This is a genomic window from Paenibacillus sp. FSL E2-8871 (assembly GCF_038000345.1).
In the GTDB taxonomy this organism is placed as follows: Bacteria; Bacillota; Bacilli; order Paenibacillales; family Paenibacillaceae; genus Paenibacillus_AQ.
This window is the reverse complement of record NZ_JBBOBV010000001.1, coordinates 2,932,689-2,955,549: the sequence shown is the minus strand read 5'-3', so window position 1 is coordinate 2,955,549 and position 22,861 is coordinate 2,932,689. Positions and strand designations below refer to the sequence as shown.

Below are 22,861 nucleotides of genomic sequence, written 5' to 3'. Positions count from 1 at the left end.
CTAATCACATTTAGGGATGTTGGAATATTATTCCGTTCAAAAAATTTGTAGAAAAAAGAGGGAAAGGGTTAGGTATGTTGAATATGTACAGAGAAGTTTCCCGGGACCGGGAAAAGGTTATGCAAATTATTTCGATTATAACAGGAGGTGCCATAGGACTTGAGCAACAATGACATCATTGTTAGTTTGGACATCGGTACATCCAAAGTTCGGGCAATAATTGGGGAAGTTACCAATGGAACCTTTAATATTATTGGCGTTGGATCTGCTGATTCGGAAGGAATACGTAAAGGCGCGATTGTAGATATCGACCAAACTGTGCAATCGATCAAAAGTGCTATAGATCATGCAGAGCAAATGGTGGGTATTCAAATATCAGAAGTTTATGTAGGCATTTCCGGTAATCATATTGGCCTGCAATCCAGCCACGGTGTCGTGGCCGTTCAGAATGAGGATCGTGAAATCGGTGAGGATGATATCGATCGCGTTATTAAAGCTGCGGAAGTCATCGCTATGCCTCCGGAGCGAGAAGTGATTGATGTTGTTCCTAAACAATTTATCGTCGATGGTCTCGAAGGTATTCAGGACCCGCGCGGGATGATTGGTGTTCGTCTAGAAGTGGACGCAACCATCATTACGGGTGCTAAGACGCCAATACATAATCTACTACGATGTGTTGAGAAATCAGGGCTGAAAGTGAAGGATCTTGTGCTGATGTCTCTTGGTGCTGGTGGATTGGCGCTGTCCAAAGACGAGAAATCGATGGGATCTGTTCTGGTTGATATCGGGGCCGGGTCGACAACGATAGCCATATACGAAGAAAGTTCCCTTTGTGCAACCTCTACGATTCCGATCGGCGGAGAATTTGTAACTAATGACATTGCATACGGACTACGTACACTTACTGATCAAGCGGAGAAAGTAAAGCTAAAGTATGGTTGCGCATGGATTGACGATGCAGCCTCTGACGTTGTCTTCAAGGTGCTGCGCATTGGCAGTAATGTAGAGAAGGAATTTAACCAAGAGGATTTAGCGGCAATTATCGAACCACGGGTGCAAGAAATCTTCCATCTGATTAAACAGGAAGTGAAACGGCTTGGTTACAGTGAACTACCTGGAGGTTATATATTAACGGGTGGAACTGTTTCGATGCCTGGCGTATTAAAGGCGGCTCAGACTGAACTGGCTGCATCTGTACGCATCGCTGTACCGGATTATATCGGTGTACGGGACCCTGGGTTTACCGGAGGTGTTGGTATCCTGCATAATGTTGTCCGTAGCTTCCGTGGAAGAAGCAGTGGTGGAAGCAGCAACAAAAAGACGGTCAACCGGAGTAAGCAGAACGCCACTCCAAATCAGGAAACGGTTCAGAAGACCGGGTTTGTCGAGCGTCTAAAGAACATGTTCAGCGAGTTTATATAAGTGTAAGTCCAGATATACTTGGACCGGCCATCCAAGCACATTGAGGGGGAGATGGAACAATATGTTAGAATTTGATTTTGAAATGGAGAGCTTGGCGCAAATAAAAGTCATCGGCGTAGGCGGCGGAGGTAGTAATGCTGTCAACCGGATGATTGAAAATGGCGTTCAGGGTGTAGAATTTATTACGGTTAATACAGACGCCCAAGCGTTGCATATGGCCAAATCGGAGCACAAGCTGCAAATCGGGGACAAGCTGACCCGCGGGTTGGGTGCAGGAGCTAATCCTGAAGTCGGTAAGAAAGCAGCGGAAGAATCCCGTGACTTGATCTCTAATACCCTTAAGGGCGCAGATATGGTGTTTGTTACTGCAGGGATGGGTGGCGGTACAGGAACAGGTGCAGCACCAGTTATAGCTGAGATTGCTAGAGAGTGTGGAGCCTTGACTGTGGGGGTAGTTACTCGCCCGTTCACTTTTGAAGGAAGAAAACGTTATAACCAGGCAATGCTTGGAATCGAAGCTTTGAAAGAAAAGGTCGACACGCTAATCGTCATTCCAAATGACCGTTTGCTTGAGATCGTTGATAAGAAAACACCGATGTTGGAAGCTTTCCGTGAAGCAGATAATGTTCTCCGGCAGGCTGTTCAAGGTATCTCTGACCTAATTAAGGTTCCTGGTCTGATTAACCTTGACTTTGCGGATGTAAAGACGATCATGACAGAGCGCGGTTCAGCGCTTATGGGTATTGGTATTGCAAATGGTGAGAACCGTGCGTCTGAAGCAGCACGTAAAGCCATCATGAGCCCACTCTTGGAAACGTCTATTGAAGGCGCCCGCGGCGTAATCATGAACATTACGGGAGGATCCAACCTCTCTCTATATGAAGTTAATGAAGCGGCTGAGATCGTTACATCCGCCTCTGATCCTGAAGTGAATATGATCTTTGGTGCGATTATTGATGAAGGCCTGAAGGATGATATCAAAGTAACAGTAATTGCTACTGGCTTTGAACATAAACCATCGCCTGAAACTCCAGGACGTCGTCCGGTCTCGACGAATAACGAGCCTGCGGCAGCACCGGATAAGAGTTCAGCTAATTTACGTCCTTTCGGCAATCAGAGTTCTTCTGACCAGCTCGATATTCCGACGTTCCTTCGTAATCGTACTCGGGGCAACAACGACTAATTAAATAGAATCAAGATTATACGAGAACACCGTATCGCTTAGCTGATTAGCTATAGCGGTACGGTGTTTTTTTGCGTAAATGTAATAAGGATCAAGCAAGACTATGAACGGCACTGTGTAGCTCCAAGGGGGTGATGGTTGACTAGGTAGTTACAGTAGGTGGTAACTGGTAGTCGGAGAGCGGCAACCATTAACCATCAAATAATCCTGCAAAAATACAGTAATTAATAATAAGTAGATGGTTGAAGCGATGATTCCTGCGAATCTGCAGTAATTCCTGCGCCAAATAAAGATTTCTAGCCAAAAGTGAGGATAATCCTGTATATTTGCAGTTTTTGGACTTCATAAAGCGGAGTTTTGCACAAAAAGTTGTATATTTGCAGGATTCCTCTATTCCATTAAATGATCCAGCGAATGATGGAGCGAATGACGCAGTGAATAAAAGATATAAGAAATTCCATAAAGAAGGAATAAATCCCCACGCGCTATAACTCGACAAAAAAACCGTAAGAATGCCCCCCAAGTTTAGACAGACTTTGAATGCGAGACTTTCTATACTAATCATATCGTCCAAAAACAGAGCCTGATCCAATTTGGCTAGAGGATAGATTCCGCCATTAAGCAGGTGAATGCACTGGTTGTTTATATTGACTTGATATTCGCCGCCAATCTAGTGATCGACGGAATTCTTTTGTGGCTGACAGGCTGGATGGTTAAGCTGAGAATCTCATGGTGGCGTTTAATCCTCTCAGCTCTCGTTGGCGCACTGTATGTAGTGATGATGTTTGTACCGGAGCTGTCTTTCATGTATACCTTCCTTATCAAGTTTGGATTGTCGGTGGTTATGTTATGGATTGCCTTTGGTTTTGGGAGTCTGCAAAGCTACCTTCGCACTATGGGAGCTTTCTATATTATCAATTTTGCAGCCGCAGGTGGAATTGTCGGTATTCACTATTTGCTGCAGAGCTCCAGCGACATTTGGAATGGTATTATGTTCACTGCTTCAGGAGGGCATGCCTACGGCTTAAAGATCGGCTTTTGGTTTGTCATTGCAGTATTCCCCCTGGTGTTAATCTGCTTCAAGGCAGTGCATTCTTCACGAATCAGAAGGGAGCAGCTTGAAACCTATATCGGTGAGGTGGTTGTTGAAATTGATGGTGTAAGTGTTTCCTGTCCTGGCCTGTTAGACACAGGTAATCGTCTCTGTGATCCTTTGACCCGCATACCGGTGATGGTGATGGAATCGACGCTCTGGGAGGGGCATCTGCCTGCTGCATGGAAAGGGAGACTCACTCAGGATGGTGCGGACAGACTTTTGCTAGAAACGGACGGGCAGTCGTTTGCTTGGCAGGATAGGATGCGACTAGTACCTTACAGGGGGATTAACCGAGGGGCATCATTTATGCTCGCACTGAAGCCAGACCTTGTGACGATAAAGCTCGGTGAAGATATCTTTTATAGTAAAAGAGTCTTAATTGGGCTGGATGGCGGGACACTCTCAGGAGATGGAGCCTATCGGGCGGTCATACATCCGGATTTAACTCAAAAAGAGAGCGCCACTGATGCAGCACTACCTTCCTAATCTTTAAAGCTAGCTGAACCAAACTTCTGATGGCTGAAAGCGGGAATTAAAAGCTTCATACGCTAACCGTGTACTTCTTGGAGGAGGAACAATAATGGTCAAATGGAAAATTGCTCTGCAGCTGCAATATTACCGCATGCTGTTTCTACTGGGGCTGAAGAGTCAGGAAATCTATTATATCGGCGGGAGCGAGGCTCTACCTCCACCGCTGACACGGGAAGAAGAAGAGTATCTGCTTCAGCGGCTATCTAGCGGCGATGCTGCTGTTCGTGCGATGCTGATTGAGCGTAACCTGCGCCTCGTAGTGTATATCGCTCGTAAATTTGAGAATACCGGAATCAATATTGAAGACCTGGTTTCGATAGGGGCTATCGGATTAATTAAGGCGGTTAACACTTTTGATCCCGAGAAAAAAATAAAACTAGCAACATATGCATCACGTTGCATAGAGAATGAAATTTTGATGTATTTGCGGCGTAATAGCAAGACACGGAGTGAGGTTTCTTTTGATGAGCCTCTTAATATCGATTGGGATGGTAATGAGTTGCTGCTCTCAGATGTTTTAGGGACGGAAAATGATACCATCTATCGGAACATTGAAGAACAGGTCGATCGCAAGCTGCTGCAAAAGGCGCTGGAAAAGCTGAGCGAACGGGAAAGACTCATTATGGAGCTGCGTTTCGGACTGCGTGGGGGCGAAGAAAAGACGCAAAAAGATGTGGCGGATCTGCTCGGCATTTCCCAATCTTACATCTCTCGTCTGGAGAAACGAATTATTAAGCGGCTGCGTAAGGAGTTTAACAAGATGGTGTAAGGTGAAATTAGCAAGGAATAAAATGGCCAACCCGGGAGATAATGTACAGTAATGTTTCTCCTTGGGAGGTAAATCATCATGACCCGAAATAAAGTCGAGATTTGCGGTGTGGATACTGCTAAGCTGCCTGTTCTAACGAATGTGGAAATGCGGCAACTGTTCACTTCGCTGCAGCAGCAGGGCGAGCGATCCGCCAGAGAGAAATTGGTAAATGGTAATCTTAGGCTCGTTCTAAGTGTTATCCAGAGGTTCAATAATAGGGGAGAATTTGTTGACGATTTGTTCCAGGTGGGCTGCATCGGTCTGATGAAAGCCATCGATAATTTCGATTTATCACAAAACGTTAAGTTCTCCACATATGCGGTTCCGATGATTATTGGTGAGATCCGCCGTTACTTGCGTGATAACAATCCGATTCGAGTATCGCGTTCACTCAGAGACATTGCTTATAAGGCGCTGCAGGTACGCGATAGTCTGACCAATCAGAATTCGCGGGAACCGACGATATTCGAAATCTCTGAAGCACTTGGCGTACCGAAGGAAGATGTAGTCTTTGCCCTTGATGCTATTCAGGATCCAGTGTCCTTATTCGAACCGATCTATCATGACGGTGGCGATCCTATTTATGTAATGGACCAGATTAGCGATGATAAGAATAAGGATGTGTCGTGGATCGAAGAAATCGCCTTACGTGAAGCGATGCGTAAGTTAGGTCAAAGGGAGAAACGAATTTTATCCATGCGGTTTTTCGAAGGGAAAACACAGATGGAGGTCGCAGATGAGATTGGTATCTCACAGGCACAAGTCTCACGTCTAGAGAAATCTGCGATTCAGCAAATGCAAAAGCATGTGAAGTCTTAAATCGTCTGAAATGAGGAGATATCCAGAATCCGTGATAAGGATTTTGGGTGATCTCCTCTTTTTACTGTTTCAGGAATTATATTGAGCCCCCGCAAAGTACCTTGGTAAGCATCTAAGCATAGCCTCACTTTGTGGGGATATTTCATGCATGTGGCCAAGCTTTCATAACATATATTGGACTATAGGTCTGATTGTACAGGGGTGGTGAGATGAACGAGGATTATTTAGGATCAGCCAAAAAAATGAAAATCTCTGATTTTCAGACTAAGGACGTTATTAACATTGTGGACGGCAAGCGGCTGGGCCAAATCAGTGACTTAGAGCTTGATTTACGCCGAGGTGTCATTGATGCAATCGTAATTCCCGGATACACTCGGTTTATGGGGTTGTTCGGAGGCGGAACCGATCTGATTATTCCATGGCGAAATATTGTCAAAATCGGGTCTGATGTAGTGCTTGTGAAGATTGAAGAATCAAGAATGCCTCAAGGGCAGGACGAACGAGAAACGATGTATTTGGAACGAGGGGACCGAGGCGAACGGCGCACTTATTAATTAGGTGCGTTTTTTGTTTTTTATAAAATGATTCGAAATGGCATGGCTTAAAAGTTAGTAAATTTGATGTTCTAGCTTAAGCGGCATTTTGTAGGGGTATTTACATGTGGTACACTAAGGCGGAGGTGAGGATATGGAACCGTTTGTGCAGGGGAAGGAAACACTTATGCTGCTCCATCTGGAGCCTTGGCGTGTGAAGCATAAAGAAATTACAGCAGGTTTTACGGGTAGACAGGGAGGGGCTAGCAAAAAGCCTTATGACAGCCTGAATTGTGCATTTCATGTTGGGGATGCTCCGGAAGATGTCTTAACGAATCGTAGGGCGCTTGCGAAAGCTCTTGATTTCAAACCTGAAGCTTGGACCTGTGGAGAACAAACCCATGGAGCAGAAATAGCAGTGGTAAGGGAAGCCGATCGTGGGCGGGGTCAAAAGGATAGAACCTCGGCATTTCAGGCAACCGATGGTTTGCTTACGGATGTACCGGGAGTTTTTCTGACTTCTTTTTATGCGGATTGTGTACCCCTTTATTTTTATGATCCTGTGCACCAAGTCGTCGGTCTTGCCCATGCTGGCTGGAAGGGAACTGTGGCCCAGATTGCAGCCGCTATGGTGAGTAAAATGGAGACCATTTACGGAAGCCATGCGCAGGACATTATTGCAGCGATCGGACCATCCATTGGTGACTGCTGTTATGAGGTGGACGATTATGTGATGGAGCATGTTCATCGACTGGAAGGTGATCTGAGTAAACCAACAGAAACAGCCAGTACTGTGGAGCTGTACAGAACATCTGACACAGATGAGAACAAATACATGCTAAACTTGAAAGAAATGAATCGACGCATTATGATTAAAGCAGGAATATTGCCGACTCATATCGAATGTACATCTTGGTGTACAAGCTGTAATCAAGATTTGTTCTTTTCTTATCGTAAAGAAGATGGGGTTACAGGCAGGATGACGAGCTGGATCGGAATAAAGGAGAGTTGAAAGTTGGCTTTAACACTGCAGGAGAGAATTGCTGAGGTAGAGGAACGTGTAGTACGTGCCTGCGCGGCAAGCGGCCGGGATCGAAATGACGTCAAGGTAATTGCAGTGACGAAATATGTTTCTCTGGAAATGGTGTCCTCCGTATTGGAGGCAGGCCTGGAGCATATTGCCGAGAGTCGCTGGCAGGATGCTGAGCACAAATGGAAGGTTTTAGGGGACCAAGGGACATGGCATTTTATCGGGCATTTGCAGACCAATAAGGTTAAAGACGTTATTGGCAAGTTTCAATATATACACTCTTTGGACCGGATATCTCTGGCGCAAGAATTACACAAAAAGGCGATTGCCGCAGATCAAGAAGTGAATGTCTTTCTTCAAGTAAACATCTCTGGAGAAGATACGAAATTTGGTCTGTCGCCTGAGGCGGTACCTGGATTTTTGCGTGAAATTGCTAGTTTAGATCGTGTAAAAGTAATTGGACTAATGACGATGGCACCTTTAGAAGGTGATCCGGAGCTTACCCGCCCTGTATTTCGCGGACTTCGTGAGCTGCGCGATGAGCTCAATCAACTTGCTTTGACACCTGAACCGATTACGGAGCTATCAATGGGAATGTCGAATGATTTTGAAGTGGCGATACAGGAAGGAGCCACCTGGGTACGCCTAGGTACGGTGTTAGTAGGCCATTAGGAGGGATCGTGATGAGCGTTATGAACCGATTTATGAGTTTTTTGGGCTTGCAGGAGGAAGAAGAAGTTGTGGAGCGGGAGCAAATCCACGAAGAGGATGAGTATGAGCCAGCCCCTGTCGAAACCCGCAAAAATCAAAGGGGCAACGTTGTCAGTATCCATTCGCAGAAGAATGTAAAAGTTGTACTTTATGAGCCACGTTCGTACGATGAGGCTCAGGAAATTGCGGACCATCTCCGTTCTCACCGGACGGTAGTGATCAATCTTCAGCGTGTCCGTAATGATCAGGCAATGAGAATTATTGATTTTTTAAGTGGAACCGTTTATGCCCTTGGGGGAGGAATCTCTAAAATTGGGGGCAATATATTTATGTGCACGCCAGATACCGTTGAAATTCAAGGTGCCATTACGGAAATCCTAGGTGACGATCCAGACTATAACAGAATGAGGTGAATGAGCTTTGCCCCAAATTGATTACATTATTGATATGCTGTTTAATATTTATTTTTACATGATTATTTTCTACGTACTGATGTCGTGGTTACCAAACGTTCGTGAGAACTTTATCGGAGAACTGCTGAGCAAGCTTGTTGAGCCGTATTTGACACCATTTCGTCGATTTATTCCGCCACTCTTTGGTACGCTTGATATTTCCCCGATCATTGCACTATTCGTCTTGGAATTTGCGGCAGGTGGACTCAAATCCATTCTGCACTTAATTTTTTAGGCAGAAGTGATGAAGACAGAAGTTTACGGGCATTTTCATCCCGATGAAAGACAATTTGTGGACAAGGCTTGGGAATGGGTTACCCATGCTGGAGAATATCATGAGACGAAACTGACCGAATTTCTAGATCCGCGCCAAGGATTTATTCTGCAAAGTCTCGTCAATCGACATCCAGATGTTATCGTTAGATGGGAAGGCGGCCACCCTGAGGCAGAGCGGAAGCGAGCACTCATTGCGCCTGATTACCGTGATCTGGATCATGAGGACATGGAGCTGAGCGTTCTTGCGATAACCTCTGGTGAGCAAAAGTTTCTGGCGTTAGAGCATGGGGACTACATGGGCTCTATTCTGGGTCTTGGAGTAAAACGTGGAAAAATCGGTGATATTCATGTTCTGGACGATGGTTGTCATGTGGTAGTAGCTGCAGATATTGCAGATTATTTAGACATGAATTTAACTGGAGTACACCGAATACAGGTGAGCACGGAGGTATTGCCACTTTCTGCCTTGCGTAATAGTGAGGTGAAGCTGGAAATGATGGATTTGACTGTAGCGTCCCTACGATTGGATGGCATAGCCGCAGATGTAACACGGCTTAGTCGAAGCAAAATTCTTGCTCCCATCAAGGCTGGGCGCGTTCGGGTAAATTGGAAAGTGGAAGAAGACCCTTCCTGCGGACTTAAAGATGGTGACATGGTATCTATTCAAGGATTTGGTCGATTCAAGGTTCTAGAGGTTGGTAGTTTGACGAAAAAGGGCCGATACCGTGTTCAGGTTGGTAAATTTGTGTGAATCCCTTGCAGGAATCCGGCTTTACTTGTCGAAATTGATTATTTCGAGGGAATCAAACATTTTTAAAGCAGGACGCCGATATTTTATAAAAGAGGCGAACCATGAATGGCAGTTGGAACGTCGATACATCCTCTGCCTTTACTTGAAGTACAGTCTTTCTTCTTTGTCTGCTGCGCAGGTATGGTTCAGAGACTTAGAAGGTCCGAAATTTCTAGGAGGTGCACAGCATGCCATTAACACCGCTCGATATACATAACAAGGAGTTCTCTCGGAGACTTCGCGGTTATGATGAGGACGAGGTCAACGAATTTCTGGATCAAGTAATTAAGGATTACGAAAGTGTCATCCGTGAGAACAAAGAGCTGCAGAATCAGCTTTTGTCCATTCAAGAGCGTTTAGATCATTTTGTGAATATTGAAGAGAGTTTATCGAAAACGATCTTAGTCGCTCAGGAAGCGGCGGATGATGTGAAGAACAACTCCAAGAAGGAATCGCAGCTCATTATCAAGGAAGCGGAAAAGAACGCGGATCGGATTATTAACGAAGCGTTATCCAAATCCCGTAAGGTTGCTATTGAGACTGAAGAATTGCGTAAGCAAGCTTCAATCTATCGCACTCGTTTCCGCACATTGGTGGAAGCACAGCTCGAGCTGTTGTCACAAGATGACTGGAATGCCTTGGAGAGTCGTGAGGCAAGCGAGAACGTAACTTTTAAGGATGATGTTCTACATCGTATCTAATGCATTATGATGAATGAATGCTGCTTGAATTTATAGGGGGGAATTCCCTCTAATTTATAATTTCATGCTATAATCGGCTAAATAGAGGGAGTTATTCCCTCTATTTTTATTTTTCGCTAAAATCGATCATAATAAAGTATTCCGCCTGCACAGGTATACTCCTAATTGCGGATTTGGCTAGCGGTTGTTGACATTTAGACTTAAAAAGTCTATAAATAGAACATATCTGTATAATGTTTATATGTATTCGATGACGGGACAAGTACGACAAGGTAACGTTCTCCAGAGAGTCGGCGATTGCTGAGAGCCGATTGTTCGAACCCTGCCGGAAGATCTTCCCCTAGAAGTTAAGCTGAAGCGTTGATCGTGCGTAAGCTTAGCCGTCCGCCGGACGTTACACCGGACCTGTGCATGAGATTTACGCGCAGGACTGAGATTGTGCTGAATACACTCCCCTTAAGGATGTGCTCATGCGCAGAATTAGGGTGGTATCGCGAGCGTTGTCTCGCCCCTTTGGGGGTGAGATGACGCTTATTTTGTTGTTCCGGGGTGGCCATCCCCCTAAATCCCCCTTTCTAAGGGGGACCCCAAAGGGCTGCCGCCCTCTGGACACCCGCAATGTAAAGCCTCGTGCAAACGGGTACGGTGGTGGAAGCGAACGGACTCATGTGGCTGAAGGAGCGGCCCTTCTTAGGCTCCCCTGGCGGGTTCGCCTGCGGGGCCTTCATTGCTAGGGCAGACCGACGTTTCACTCGCCGCTCCATGTGGCACCCCGAGCCAGTGCTGCCCTGCGGGATTGCGGCTCGGGTACCGAAGGCAAGAGCTGAATCAGACTGCCCAAGGATCGAAAAGAGCTTTACAGACTAAACCATGAAAGGATTGACCATCACATGCAAAAAGTAGATGTCAAAGAAAAAGCACGGGCAAGAGATGTCCGCATATTGAAGAAATGGAGCGACGAAAATACGTTCCGTAAATCGATGGAGAATCGTGAAGGACGTCCGAACTATGTATTTTACGAAGGTCCTCCAACAGCGAACGGTGCACCGCATATCGGGCACGTACTGGGCCGTGTAATCAAGGATTTCATCGGTCGTTACCAAACGATGAAAGGTTACCGCGTGGTACGTAAAGCGGGCTGGGATACACACGGTTTGCCAGTAGAACTAGGCGTACAAAAGAAGCTTGGCATCTCCGGCAAACAAGAGATCGAGGAATATGGCGTAGAAAAATTCATTCAGGAATGTAAAGACAGCGTCTTCGGTTATGAGAAGCAATGGCGCGAGTTTACAGAGGGTATCGGATACTGGACGGATCTAGATAATCCTTACGTAACTTTGGATAACACGTATATCGAGAGCGTGTGGAACATCTTGGCTACTGTGCATGACAAAGGGTTGCTCTACCGCGGACACCGTGTTAGTCCTTACTGCCCAAGCTGTCAGACTACCCTAAGCTCCCATGAAGTAGCCCAAGGCTACAAGACCGTCAAGGATCTCAGTGCGACTGCAAAGTTCAAACTGGATGACAGTGGAGACTACGTACTAGCTTGGACGACTACACCTTGGACGCTGCCAGCACATATGGCGTTAGCCATGAACCCTGACATGGATTATGTACGTGTACAACAAGAAGACGGTATCTACATTGTTGCCAAAAATTTGGTGGAGGAAGTAATGAAAGGCGAGCACACAGTCCTTTCTACACATAAAGGTTCCGAGTTTATCGGCAAAACCTACGCTCCTCCATTCGGATACATCAAGGCAGAGAAAAGCAATGTCATCGTAGGTGCTTCCTTCGTTACAGATTCCAGTGGTACAGGGATCGTACACATGGCACCAGCGCATGGTGAAGATGACTACAAGACTTGCCGCGAGAACGGCATCAGCTTCGTGAACGTGGTTGATAATTCCGGTAAGTATACGGATGTAGTATCTGATTTTGCTGGACGCTTCGTGAAAGATTGCGATTTGGATATCGTTAAAGCTTTGTCTGAAAAAGGACTGCTTTACGGCAAAGAAAAATACGAGCACAGCTATCCGTTCTGCTGGCGTTGTGATACACCACTCTTGTACTACGCAACAGACAGCTGGTTCATCAACACTACAGCGATCAAAGATCAGCTGATTGCTAACAACAACAGTGTAGATTGGTATCCTGATCATGTACGTGAAGGCCGTTTCGGGAAGTTCCTGGATGAACTGGTGGATTGGAATATCAGCCGTAATCGTTACTGGGGCACACCGCTTAATGTTTGGGTATGTCAAGAAACGGGCAAAGAGTTCGCTCCACACAGCATTGAAGAACTGAGAGCGATGGCGATTGGCGATGTACCTGAGGATATCGAGCTGCATAAGCCTTTTGTAGATAAGATCAAGCTACGCAGTCCTTTCAGCGAAGGCGCAGAGATGGTTCGCACACCAGAAGTTATCGATGTTTGGTTCGATAGTGGTTCGATGCCATTTGCGCAAAGTCATTATCCATTTGAGAACGAGGATAAGCTGAATGATCAATATCCAGCGGATATGATCTGTGAAGGGATCGACCAGACACGTGGATGGTTTTACAGCTTACTAGCTGTATCTACCTTGTTTAAAGGTAAAGCTCCATATAAAGCTGTTATTGCTCACGGTCATATCCTTGATGAGAATGGTCAAAAAATGTCCAAATCAAAAGGCAATGTTATTGATCCTTGGGATATCATGAACGATTACGGCACGGATGCTTTCCGTTGGGCGATTCTATCCGATAGTGCACCGTGGAATAACAAACGTTTCTCTCGTGGCCTTGTAGGGGAAACCAAATCGAAAGTTGTAGATACACTGGTGAATACGCATGCGTTCTTGACGCTTTATGCCGGCATCGATGGTTATGATCCTGCTGATCATCCTTTTAAAGTATCGGAACATAAGCTGGACCGCTGGATTTTGTCCCGTCTGAACAGCTTGATTCTTTTGGTAGACAAAGGACTTGCAGTAAATGACTTCGTGAATACATCCAAAGGCATTGAGAACTTTATAGATGAGCTGAGCAACTGGTATATCCGTCGTTCCCGTGACCGTTTCTGGGGGAGTGGTCTAGGTGAAGATAAGCTGGATGCTTACCGTACACTGACCCATGTGCTTTTGAAGACAGCGTCTTTGATGGCTCCATTTACACCGATGTTGTCTGAAGATATCTTCACGAACCTTGGCGGCGGAGAAAGTGTGCATTTAGCAGATTATCCGGTTGCTGATGAGAGCTTGATCGATAAAGAGCTGGAAGAGGATATGGAAAGTGCGAGACAAATCGTTGAGCTGGCGCGTAATGTGCGTAACGAAACAGGCATTAAGAATCGTCAACCGCTGTCTGAGCTGATCGTTTCGATGAACCGTGACTTCCATTTGGCTGAGTATGAAGAGATCATCAAAGACGAGATCAACATCAAGAACATCGTGCTAGAGACTAGCGATAGTGGATTTGTTGACTTCACACTCAAGCTGAATCTTAAAGTTGCCGGTAAAAAATACGGTAAAAACGTCGGCTTCCTGCAAGGCTTCCTAAAAGCTTTGGACAGTGACTCTACCCGCAAAGCGGTGCAAGATGGCTCAATCGCGATTGCGACGCCAGAGGGAGAAGAGCTGGTGATCACTTCTGAAGAGCTACTCGTTGAAAAAGAAGCTAAAGCAGGTTTCGCCGCAGCTTCCGGATATGGAATTACGGTTGCGCTCAATACCGAAATCACACCTGAGCTTGAACAAGAAGGCTGGGTTCGTGAGATCATTCGTGCGGTTCAAGATTACCGTAAACGTTTGGATCTGCCGATCGAGAAACGGATCGCACTCACGCTGAGTGTAGACGAAGAGCTTAAAGCAGCAGTTACAGCCTTTGAGAATGTATTGCGAGACAATGTACTTGTGACTACGGTTGATTTTGGCGGAGAACACGCTTTTGAAACGGTAGATGTCGGTGGTAAATCCATCGGTATCCATATTGAAGTGTAAATCTGCATTACCTGTCCCAAAACAGCATATACTAGCGGCACAAGTGTAAACAGAGAACTTCTGTTTATGCGGGAAATATAGTCTTTATATTTCGCCCGCGAAAATAACGAGCCTCGTGCTCAAGGAGATGTATTCTCTTTGACCGGGCTCGTTTACTTTGTGGCGAATATAGACGTATGAGAGGAGCTGTGGCTGTGGAGGATCAGAAGAACAGAATCTCCGTCAAGACATCCGGCAACAAGAACAGCCCAGATAAGGGAATGGAGAAAAAGGTTATTCCTGAGGAAAACCCTGAGCGTTTAACAGCAGATCATCGCAATCCAGAAGACATTCCACTGGAAGAAAAAATGAATACAATGTATCGATTAACCTTTGAATGGGCCCATATCTTAGAGAAATCACGAATTTATCAGTATACGGAGCTGTTATATTCACCTTGGACTCTAATTTGGAAAAATATTTTATATGGAGCGGCTCGTGGAGTAGGGATCGCGCTTGGCTTTACTTTTTTTGCGGCAACGATCATCTATGTTCTTCAGGTTCTTGGAGCCTTGAATCTACCGATCATCGGAGATTATATTGCGGATATTGTACGAATTGTTCAGCGTCAGCTGGAATTCAAATAGCTTTTTAAGGCGTAGCTGTCTTTACTTGGTTTGTAGGAGAGAGTGGGGTTCGGTCAATCTTATTTGGTATATTTATCCAACCTTGGGCTTCTATATTTCTCCCCAGTCCGTACCTTTCCTTTTTTAATCTTTGGAGAGGGCTGCGCTGCTTTTTTTCCTCGTGTATGATGCGTAAGCCTCTCATTAATAATAAATATCGCCGGTCATCTTCATGACTAAGTTGTTGTACATTTTTAAAATAGTCGTGATTCACTTACGTTACACTCCTTGTATGTCGATTTCAGCATCGTTAGATCAGTTTAGCAGCTGAATCTGAACATTTTCTTAACAAAATGAAGTAGAGCTGAAAAAAACAAAAAAACAGCGGGCCATTCCACGATGAAACTGGAACCGCACGCTGTTCATTTTTTTGTGGGGACGATGCTTTTACTCCTCGCCTTCGAGCGGATCAAGCATGTAACTTCCCTCGCCACTATCCTTGTAACGCTCGTAGCTACGTCCCGGTACTACAATTAAATGGTTCCCTGTAATATCGGTGGCGATAAAGTTCTCCCAAGGCTCTACGCAGCCTTCCAGCTCATCAGCTTCAATTTCCATATCATTATAGGAGTCAATGTTGCTACCCTCCGCCATGGCGGGGGAATCGGAGTTTCCATAGCTTTCTACAATCTGCCAGGCATCCTCACCGTCAAAGCCGTTTTGATCCTCTCGTTCATCGAGACTCGTACGCCCAAATGGAGGAGACAAAAATTCTTCTTCAATGGGCCGAGTAAAAGGTGCATTTTGACGTGGGGCGTGCTCTTTACAATAAAGCGTGGAGGGAATAGCGGATAGACGCTCAAAAGGGATCGGTTTACCGCTAGCTTTACATATCCCATAGGTGCCTTCATCCATAGCGTTGAGAGCAGCTTCAATATCATCCAGCTCATGCTCGTCCCGCTCTAGCAGTGAAATATCCATGGAGCGATTATACAAATCGGTGGCTGCATCGCCTGGATGGTTGTCATTCTCGGAAAGTTCTCCGGTGCCATCCCGCATGGATTCCTGTAAGCCGTAATTTTCATTATTCTGAAGCCTGTGCTGAATAGTATCACGGTCTTTTTCTAATCGGGCGCGTAGCTCTGAGAGCTGCTGTACTGTCAGGTGCGTCATGATGAGTAAGCTCCTTTCTGTACTTTATTAAGAATCCTTCCGACAAACCGATTTGCACCGGATGGTTCTTTGTTAGGTTGACCTGAGAGGCGTTATTTTAGCGATGGAAAATAGTCCCCAAGATTAAGCGCCCGAGAGGTGTCACGCAATAGACGATCTTCTAAGGGCTGTGCTACAATATACAAGTCTTATAACAGTATTCGTACCGCATTTGGCGGGAAAAATAAGAACGGAGTGACAACTTCTGTGGTGTACTATTTGATTGCTCTTATTGTATTTTTGGTGGATCAGGGAACGAAGTATCTCATTGCCACACGTCTGGAGCTTGGGGAACAGATTCCGGTGATCGGGAATTTCTTCCTAATTACCTCACATCGTAATCGCGGGGCTGCTTTTGGGATTCTACAAGGTCAGCAATGGTTCTTCTTTTTAGTTACGGTTGTAGTGGTTGCAGGTATCGTTTGGTACTTGAACAAAACTAGACATTCGCGGAAGATGCTATCGGTTGCCCTTGGACTTGTTCTGGGTGGAGCGATAGGTAACTTCCTAGACCGGATGATCAGTGGTGAGGTTGTCGATTTCCTTCTGTTTAATTTTGGAAGCTATAGCTTCCCGATTTTTAACGTTGCGGATTCATGTATCGTCATTGGGGTTGGGTTGATTCTTTTGGACTCCTTCCGCGATCTTAAGAATGGTGAAGAAATCACGGAAATCAAAGAAGTAAAAGAAGCAAAGGAAGTAAAAGAAGGGAATGAATGATTTGAGTAAAGACGTCAATCACCAAGCGGCATCTACGAGCGAAGAAGAGAGGGACGTCACGGAGTGGACCGTTTCAGCAGAGAACGCGCGGGAGCGAATCGATAAATTTATAACGGAATCTTGGGAAGAGGATATTTCTCGTTCTCAGGTGCAGCTGTGGATCAGTGGTGGCCATGTTACGGTTAATGGGGCACCGGTTAAAGCTAACTATAAGCTCTCAGAAGGCGATAAAGTTTCCATTGTCGTACCAGCAGCGGAAGTTACAGACTTGATCCCAGAGAATATTCCGCTTGAAGTTGTATACGAAGACAGCGATGTCATTGTTATAAATAAGCCGCGTGGTATGGTTGTACATCCGGCTGCCGGGCACCCGTCAGGCACCTTGGTAAATGCACTGATGTATCACTGCAAGGATCTGTCCGGTATTAATGGTGAGATTCGTCCAGGTATTGTACACCGTATTGATAAGGATACCTCTGGTCTTATTATGGTGGCTAAAAATGATGCCAGTCACGCGTCGCTCGCAGCACAGCTTAAAGAGCATAGTGTAACACGCCGCTATATAGCAGTTGTACACGGCAATTTGTCGCATGACAAAGGAACGGTTGACGCTCCGATCGGTAGAGATCCACATGATCGCAAGCTATACACTGTAACGGAAAAGAACAGCAAGAAATCTGTGACCCATTTTACGGTGATGGAACGTTTCGGTGACTGTACACTACTGGAGCTGCAGCTGGAGACCGGCCGCACGCATCAGATCAGAGTGCATATGAAATTCATTGGTCATCCGCTTGTGGGTGATCCAATTTATGGACGCAGTAAAGGAACAGCTATGAATGGACAGGCGTTACATGCGGCGGTGCTTGGATTTATTCATCCTACGACAGGTGAATATAAAGAATTCAGCAGACCTATTCCGGAAGACATGGAAGAAGTTCTGTTCACATTGCGTAGCAGATAAGTACAAATGAAGTGATAATTAGTCTATGGTATTGAACTCTGCTTTCCATCATATTTAATAACATAAGGATAAAGAGAAGGTTATGCCTTATTCTTTATCCTTATTTTTTATCACAGAAACGGATCTCTAGAAACATAAGCCATCCAAGGGACGGCGAAGCCGTTTCTTCTAAAATTAGAATAGATATCCAGGAGATGAGATGAAAGTATGAGTATTGAACAATACCAAGACAGCTTCATTCAGACTAATTTTGCAGACCGCATCGGCGGTGCGAACTACGGCAAGGACACTTCGATTTATAAATTCGAGAAAATCAAACGTGCTAAAGCATCCGCAAAACAGGATTTTCCTGATATTGAATTGATCGATATGGGCGTAGGCGAGCCAGATGAGATGGCTGATGCAGGTATCGTGGCTAAGCTTGCTGAAGAAGCAGCTAAGGAAGAGAACCGTGGTTATGCGGACAATGGAATTGCTGAGTTTAAGACAGCTGCTGCTGATTATTTGCGGGAAGTATTCCGTGTTGAAGGCATTGATCCCGTTACGGAGGTAGTTCACTCGATCGGTTCTAAGCCTGCACTGGCGATGTTGCCTTCTTGCTTCATTAACCCAGGAGATATTACGATCATGACGGTGCCGGGTTATCCAGTGCTGGGTACACACACTAAATACTTGGGTGGACAAGTGTTTACAGTTGAGCTGAAGAAAGAGAATAACTTCCTTCCAGATCTGAACGAAATTCCAGAAGAAGTTGCTCATAAAGCCAAGCTTCTTTACTTGAACTATCCAAACAATCCGACGGGCGCTAGTGCGACTCCTGAGTTTTTTGCTGAGGTAGTTGCATGGGCTAAAAAATATGATGTAGTCGTTATCCACGATGCACCATATGCTGCCTTGACCTATGACGGTTTGAAGCCGCTTAGCTTCCTCTCTGTGCCAGGTGCTAAAGATGTTGGCGTGGAGCTGCATTCCTTGTCCAAGTCTTACAATATGACAGGCTGGAGAATCGGCTTTGTTGCAGGGAATCCTTTAGTTGTTAAAGCCTTCAGTGATGTGAAGGATAATAATGATTCCGGTCAATTTATCGCGATTCAAAAAGCTGCGGCTTACGGTCTTGCTCATCCAGAGATTACTGAAGCGATTGCTGCCAAGTATTCTCGTCGTCACAACCTTTTGGTAGATGCACTGAACAGCCTGGGCTTCCAAGCTGAGAAACCAAAGGGCTCCTTCTTCCTTTATGTTGCAGCACCTAAGGGTGTCAAAGGTGGTCGCCGTTTCGAATCCGGTGAGGATTTCTCGCAATTCCTGATCCGTGAGAAGCTAATCTCTACCGTGCCTTGGGATGATGCAGGTCCGTTTGTACGTTTCTCTGTTACCTTTATTGCAAAAGGGGAAGAGGAAGAAAGACATGTCATCTCTGAAATCCAAAGACGCTTAAGCGATGTGGAGTTTGAATTTTAAACATTAGTTAGACATTGAAGCCGCCTAGGGGAAACCTTGGGTGGCTTTTCTTTATGTAGTGGCTAGTCTACTGTGGATTAGACTACTGTAGAATAGAGCCTGTAAGATAGGGAATTCTTCCCTCTGATTTTGTGTTTTAGCTTCAATCCGCTAGAATATAGGGAATTTCCCCCTCTATTTCAGCATATTTGGTTGTATTCAAGGAAATCCTTTAATTTATAGGGAGGAATTCCGCATAAACTGATTATAATGACTATTGTGGCCTAATTATAGGGAGGTTTTCCGGTTTTCCCTATAATACCGCCTTCCTTTTGTTGTTAATAGAAGCAGGCTTGGAAAGTGTTGTAGTTTAGGCAGATAAAGTTGACATGCAGGGTTTGTTCTGTCATAATTCTCATTAAATGAATAGCGCCTTTAATTCAGTCCTGTGAGGCTGGCAAGGTAACGTGAATCGAGGTTCGCGACTCTTAGAAAGGTATCCGTGTGTATACACCGGACTGTCTTTTTATGCGCGCGGCCATCATCTTCTTCATCTGCGGATTTCACTCCTTGCCTGTTATAGGCAAGGAGTTTTTTGATTTCCAGGAACTTGAACAGGCGAAACAAGTGGAGGGTGACAAGATTATGGTTACTGAGAAAAATGTAATTATGGACGAAACGGCGATCCGCCGGGCATTATCGCGTATTGCTCATGAGATTTTGGAGAAGAACAAAGGGATTGAGAATTGTCTGCTGGTCGGTATCCGGACACGAGGCGTATACCTAGCACAGCGCATCGCTGAGCGGATCAAGGAAATTGAAGGCGTCGAGATTCCTTACGGCGAACTCGACATCACGCATTATCGGGATGACCGTGAAGTAGGAGGCAGTGAAGCGGTAGTGAAGAGTAACGTCATTATTACTTCCGGCAGTGATGGCATCCATGATAAGAAGGTCATTTTGTTCGACGATGTGCTTTACACTGGACGCACCATCCGCGCGGCGATGGACGCTTTGATGGATTGCGGACGCCCACGAATGATTCAACTGGCAGTACTGGCTGACCGTGGACACCGCGAGCTGCCGATCCGACCAGACTACATCGGTAAGAATGTACCTACCTCAAAGCATGAGCAGATTGAAGTGGCGCTGAAGGAATACGACGGCAAAGACGAGGTCTACATTATTTCAAACCGGGAGGAACGATAACATCATGACACTTACCAAGGTAAAGGAACGTAGTCTGCTGGGAATAAAAGAGCTTGACCGGTCGGAAATCACTGGGTTGCTGGACAGAACAGCGTACTGGGACAATCAAAGTGAGAAGCTAACTCCTATTTTGAACTCGCATTTTATTTCTAACATGTTCTTTGAGAACAGCACACGCACTCGTTTCTCCTTTGAAATGGCAGAGAAACGACTGGGTGCACAAGTACTGAATTTTACGGCTGCAGCTTCTAGTGTAGAAAAAGGGGAGTCGATCTACGATACAGTACGCACACTGGAATCGATGGGGATCGATGCCGGAGTTGTGCGTTTGAAGCCTGCAGGTGTGCTGCAGCAGTTAGCTGAGAAGGTGTCCATACCGCTTATTAATGCGGGTGACGGCAACAATGAACATCCAACACAAGCGCTGCTTGATCTATACACCATGACCAAAACGTTTGGAGATTTAAAGGGTCTCACGGTTTCTATTATCGGGGACATCATGCATAGCCGGGTAGCACGCTCCAATCTGTGGGGACTTACAAAGCTAGGGGCTAAAGTGCAATTCTGTGCACCGGAGAATATGAGGGCTCCTGAGCTTATGAAATACGCACCTTATGTAACCATAGAAGAAGCTCTTAAAGCAGATGTAGTTATGATGCTTCGTGTGCAGCTGGAACGTCATTCTTCTGGTATCGTACTTTCCGCGGAAGATTACCGCAGACATTATGGTTTAACGGAAGAACGCGCAGCTAAGCTCGCAAAAGATACAATCATTATGCACCCAGCTCCGGTTAACCGGAATGTCGAGATTGATGATGCAGTTGTAGAGAGCAGTCAATCAAGGATTTTCCCGCAAATGTCTAATGGGGTTCCGGTTCGGATGGCAGTTCTCGAAAGAGCTTTATTATAAAGTTTAAAGAATGATGATGAATAAGGACTAATAAATATACACAAACATGAATTTTTATTATATAATAACGAGAGGACCCGCAGCCGGGATCTGTGGGTAAAGGTAGAATCATGACAGTGATTATTAGAAACGCCAGCGTATTGAATAAGGAAGGCTTGTTAGAGCGGAAACATATTGTACTTGAAGAAGGTGTTATCTCGGCCTTAATCGATGGAAATGAAGCTGCTCCAGAGGCTGGAGAGATCATTGATGCTGAAGGCAAGCTGCTCATTCCAGGACTCATTGATATGCATGTGCACTTACGCGAACCGGGATTTGAACACAAGGAAACCGTGGAAACCGGAAGTCGTTCGGCTGCCAAAGGCGGATTTACAACCATCGCTTGTATGCCTAATACCCGTCCAGTAACAGATACCCCGGAAATCGTACAATTTGTCAAAGACAAAGCGCGTGAAGCTGGACTCGTTAAAGTACTTCCTTATGCAGCCATTACGAAAAATGAGCTCGGACGTGAGCTGACTGATTTTGCAGCACTTAAAGAAGCTGGAGCTATTGGTTATACCGACGACGGCGTGGGCGTGCAAAGTGCTCAAATGATGAAAGATGCTATGAACATCGCCGCAGCACTGGATATGCCAGTCATTGCTCACTGCGAGGATAATTCACTGGTTGAAGGCTGCTGTGTAGCCGAAGGTGAGTTCGCAAGAAAGCATGGCCTGAAAGGAATTCCAAATGAGTCAGAAGCCATCCATGTTGGACGCGATATTTTGCTGGCTGAAGCGACAGGCGTTCATTACCATGTGTGCCATGTAAGTACTGAACAATCGGTGCGACTGATTCGCCAAGCGAAAGAAATCGGCATTAAAGTGACTGCTGAAGTGTGTCCGCATCACTTGCTGCTCTCTGAAGAAGATATTCCAGGCCTTGATGCCAATTGGAAAATGAACCCGCCGCTTCGCTCCCGCCGCGATGTTGAAGCATGTATCGAAGGTTTGCTTGACGGCACACTAGATATGATTGTTACGGATCATGCGCCGCATAGTGAGGAAGAGAAGGCTAAAGGCATGCAACTTGCACCTTTTGGTATCGTTGGATTCGAAACAGCTTTCCCACTACTATACACAGCGTTTGTAGCAACAGGGAAATGGGATTTATCCTTACTAGTACAAAGAATGACTGCTGATCCTGCACGGGTATTCAGACTGAACACCGGTGTGATGGATATAGGAGCTCCTGCAGATTTGACACTGATTGATTTGGAGCAGGAGAAAGAAGTAGACCCAGGATCTTTCGCAAGTAAAGGACGGAATACTCCTTTTGGTGGCTGGAAGCTTAAGGGCTGGCCAGTAATGACATGGGTAGACGGCAAAGCCGTATGGACTGAGAAAAACTAGCGGACTGGTGGGGCGGAGTTGCAATCTTTACGGATGCAGCGATTGTGTACACGTTCACTCCGGAAGGCT

The 22,861-nt window shown here is 45.6% G+C and carries 21 protein-coding genes and 1 other annotated feature; of the genes, 20 read left to right on the top strand and 1 reads right to left on the bottom strand.

What is annotated here, in order from left to right; all coding sequences use genetic code 11:
* The first annotated feature begins 159 nt into the window (after window positions 1-159).
* The 14 genes from ftsA (at window position 160) to NYE25_RS13490 (ending at window position 14,964) form a co-directional block, all read left to right on the top strand.
* Window positions 160-1,422, top strand: coding sequence for a cell division protein FtsA (gene ftsA, locus NYE25_RS13555; protein ID WP_042190844.1), 1,263 nt, complete (start codon window positions 160-162; stop codon window positions 1,420-1,422).
* Window positions 1,423-1,483: 61 nt separating this feature from the next.
* Window positions 1,484-2,605 carry a cell division protein FtsZ gene (ftsZ, locus tag NYE25_RS13550; RefSeq protein WP_042130228.1) on the top strand — a complete coding sequence of 374 codons (1,122 nt, stop codon included), beginning with the start codon at window positions 1,484-1,486 and terminating at the stop codon, window positions 2,603-2,605.
* 634 nt (window positions 2,606-3,239) lie between these two features.
* On the top strand, window positions 3,240-4,187 hold the full coding sequence (spoIIGA, locus tag NYE25_RS13545) for a sigma-E processing peptidase SpoIIGA (RefSeq protein ID WP_042194361.1): 948 nt from the start codon (window positions 3,240-3,242) through the stop codon (window positions 4,185-4,187).
* 91 nt (window positions 4,188-4,278) lie between these two features.
* Window positions 4,279-5,001, top strand: a complete 723-nt coding sequence (gene sigE / locus NYE25_RS13540) for an RNA polymerase sporulation sigma factor SigE (protein WP_028530613.1) — start codon at window positions 4,279-4,281, stop codon at window positions 4,999-5,001.
* A gap of 78 nt (window positions 5,002-5,079) precedes the next feature.
* Window positions 5,080-5,862, top strand: a complete 783-nt coding sequence (gene sigG, locus NYE25_RS13535; RefSeq protein WP_036683631.1) for an RNA polymerase sporulation sigma factor SigG — start codon at window positions 5,080-5,082, stop codon at window positions 5,860-5,862.
* A 209-nt stretch (window positions 5,863-6,071) separates the two neighbouring features.
* Window positions 6,072-6,416: a YlmC/YmxH family sporulation protein gene (locus NYE25_RS13530; protein ID WP_076284758.1), complete on the top strand. Its 345-nt coding sequence runs from the start codon at window positions 6,072-6,074 to the stop codon at window positions 6,414-6,416.
* A gap of 133 nt (window positions 6,417-6,549) precedes the next feature.
* Window positions 6,550-7,407, top strand: a complete 858-nt coding sequence (gene pgeF, locus NYE25_RS13525) for a peptidoglycan editing factor PgeF (protein ID WP_340972166.1) — start codon at window positions 6,550-6,552, stop codon at window positions 7,405-7,407.
* Window positions 7,408-7,410: 3 nt separating this feature from the next.
* Window positions 7,411-8,097 (top strand): YggS family pyridoxal phosphate-dependent enzyme, encoded by a 687-nt coding sequence (locus tag NYE25_RS13520; protein WP_341146117.1) that lies wholly within the window; start codon window positions 7,411-7,413, stop codon window positions 8,095-8,097.
* Window positions 8,098-8,108: 11 nt separating this feature from the next.
* Window positions 8,109-8,549, top strand: a complete 441-nt coding sequence (locus NYE25_RS13515; RefSeq protein ID WP_042190833.1) for a cell division protein SepF — start codon at window positions 8,109-8,111, stop codon at window positions 8,547-8,549.
* A gap of 34 nt (window positions 8,550-8,583) precedes the next feature.
* Window positions 8,584-8,823 carry a YggT family protein gene (locus NYE25_RS13510; protein ID WP_042194359.1) on the top strand — a complete coding sequence of 80 codons (240 nt, stop codon included), beginning with the start codon at window positions 8,584-8,586 and terminating at the stop codon, window positions 8,821-8,823.
* 9 nt (window positions 8,824-8,832) lie between these two features.
* Window positions 8,833-9,615, top strand: a complete 783-nt coding sequence (locus tag NYE25_RS13505; RefSeq protein WP_042190831.1) for a YlmH family RNA-binding protein — start codon at window positions 8,833-8,835, stop codon at window positions 9,613-9,615.
* 227 nt (window positions 9,616-9,842) lie between these two features.
* On the top strand, window positions 9,843-10,355 hold the full coding sequence (locus NYE25_RS13500) for a DivIVA domain-containing protein (protein ID WP_042130215.1): 513 nt from the start codon (window positions 9,843-9,845) through the stop codon (window positions 10,353-10,355).
* A 241-nt stretch (window positions 10,356-10,596) separates the two neighbouring features.
* Window positions 10,597-10,871 (top strand) — a binding site (T-box leader).
* Between the two features lie 374 nt (window positions 10,872-11,245).
* The gene (gene ileS / locus NYE25_RS13495) at window positions 11,246-14,338 is read left to right on the top strand and encodes an isoleucine--tRNA ligase (RefSeq protein WP_341146116.1); all 3,093 of its coding nucleotides are present in this window, start codon (window positions 11,246-11,248) and stop codon (window positions 14,336-14,338) included.
* 194 nt (window positions 14,339-14,532) lie between these two features.
* Window positions 14,533-14,964, top strand: a complete 432-nt coding sequence (locus tag NYE25_RS13490) for a DUF5665 domain-containing protein (RefSeq protein WP_341146115.1) — start codon at window positions 14,533-14,535, stop codon at window positions 14,962-14,964.
* A gap of 426 nt (window positions 14,965-15,390) precedes the next feature.
* Here NYE25_RS13490 and NYE25_RS13485 read toward each other — a convergent pair whose 3' ends face one another.
* Complete coding sequence (locus NYE25_RS13485; RefSeq protein WP_341146114.1) at window positions 15,391-16,116, bottom strand: TraR/DksA C4-type zinc finger protein; 726 nt, start codon at window positions 16,114-16,116, stop codon at window positions 15,391-15,393.
* Window positions 16,117-16,362: 246 nt separating this feature from the next.
* On the opposite strand from NYE25_RS13485, the gene lspA reads away from it, so the two are divergent.
* The 6 genes from lspA to NYE25_RS13455 all read left to right on the top strand — a co-directional run bounded on the left by lspA (window position 16,363) and on the right by NYE25_RS13455 (window position 22,792).
* Complete coding sequence (gene lspA / locus NYE25_RS13480) at window positions 16,363-16,875, top strand: signal peptidase II (protein WP_042190823.1); 513 nt, start codon at window positions 16,363-16,365, stop codon at window positions 16,873-16,875.
* Window positions 16,868-17,839: an RluA family pseudouridine synthase gene (locus tag NYE25_RS13475; protein ID WP_341146113.1), complete on the top strand. Its 972-nt coding sequence runs from the start codon at window positions 16,868-16,870 to the stop codon at window positions 17,837-17,839. The genes lspA and NYE25_RS13475 overlap by 8 nt, the downstream gene beginning before the upstream one ends.
* A gap of 207 nt (window positions 17,840-18,046) precedes the next feature.
* A complete protein-coding gene (locus NYE25_RS13470; protein ID WP_341146112.1) occupies window positions 18,047-19,300 on the top strand; it encodes an LL-diaminopimelate aminotransferase in 1,254 nt (417 codons plus the stop codon).
* A gap of 624 nt (window positions 19,301-19,924) precedes the next feature.
* Window positions 19,925-20,488, top strand: a complete 564-nt coding sequence (pyrR, locus tag NYE25_RS13465) for a bifunctional pyr operon transcriptional regulator/uracil phosphoribosyltransferase PyrR (protein WP_042130202.1) — start codon at window positions 19,925-19,927, stop codon at window positions 20,486-20,488.
* A 4-nt stretch (window positions 20,489-20,492) separates the two neighbouring features.
* Window positions 20,493-21,398, top strand: coding sequence for an aspartate carbamoyltransferase catalytic subunit (locus tag NYE25_RS13460; protein ID WP_341146111.1), 906 nt, complete (start codon window positions 20,493-20,495; stop codon window positions 21,396-21,398).
* A 110-nt stretch (window positions 21,399-21,508) separates the two neighbouring features.
* On the top strand, window positions 21,509-22,792 hold the full coding sequence (locus NYE25_RS13455; RefSeq protein ID WP_188114730.1) for a dihydroorotase: 1,284 nt from the start codon (window positions 21,509-21,511) through the stop codon (window positions 22,790-22,792).
* The last annotated feature ends 69 nt before the right edge of the window (window positions 22,793-22,861 follow it).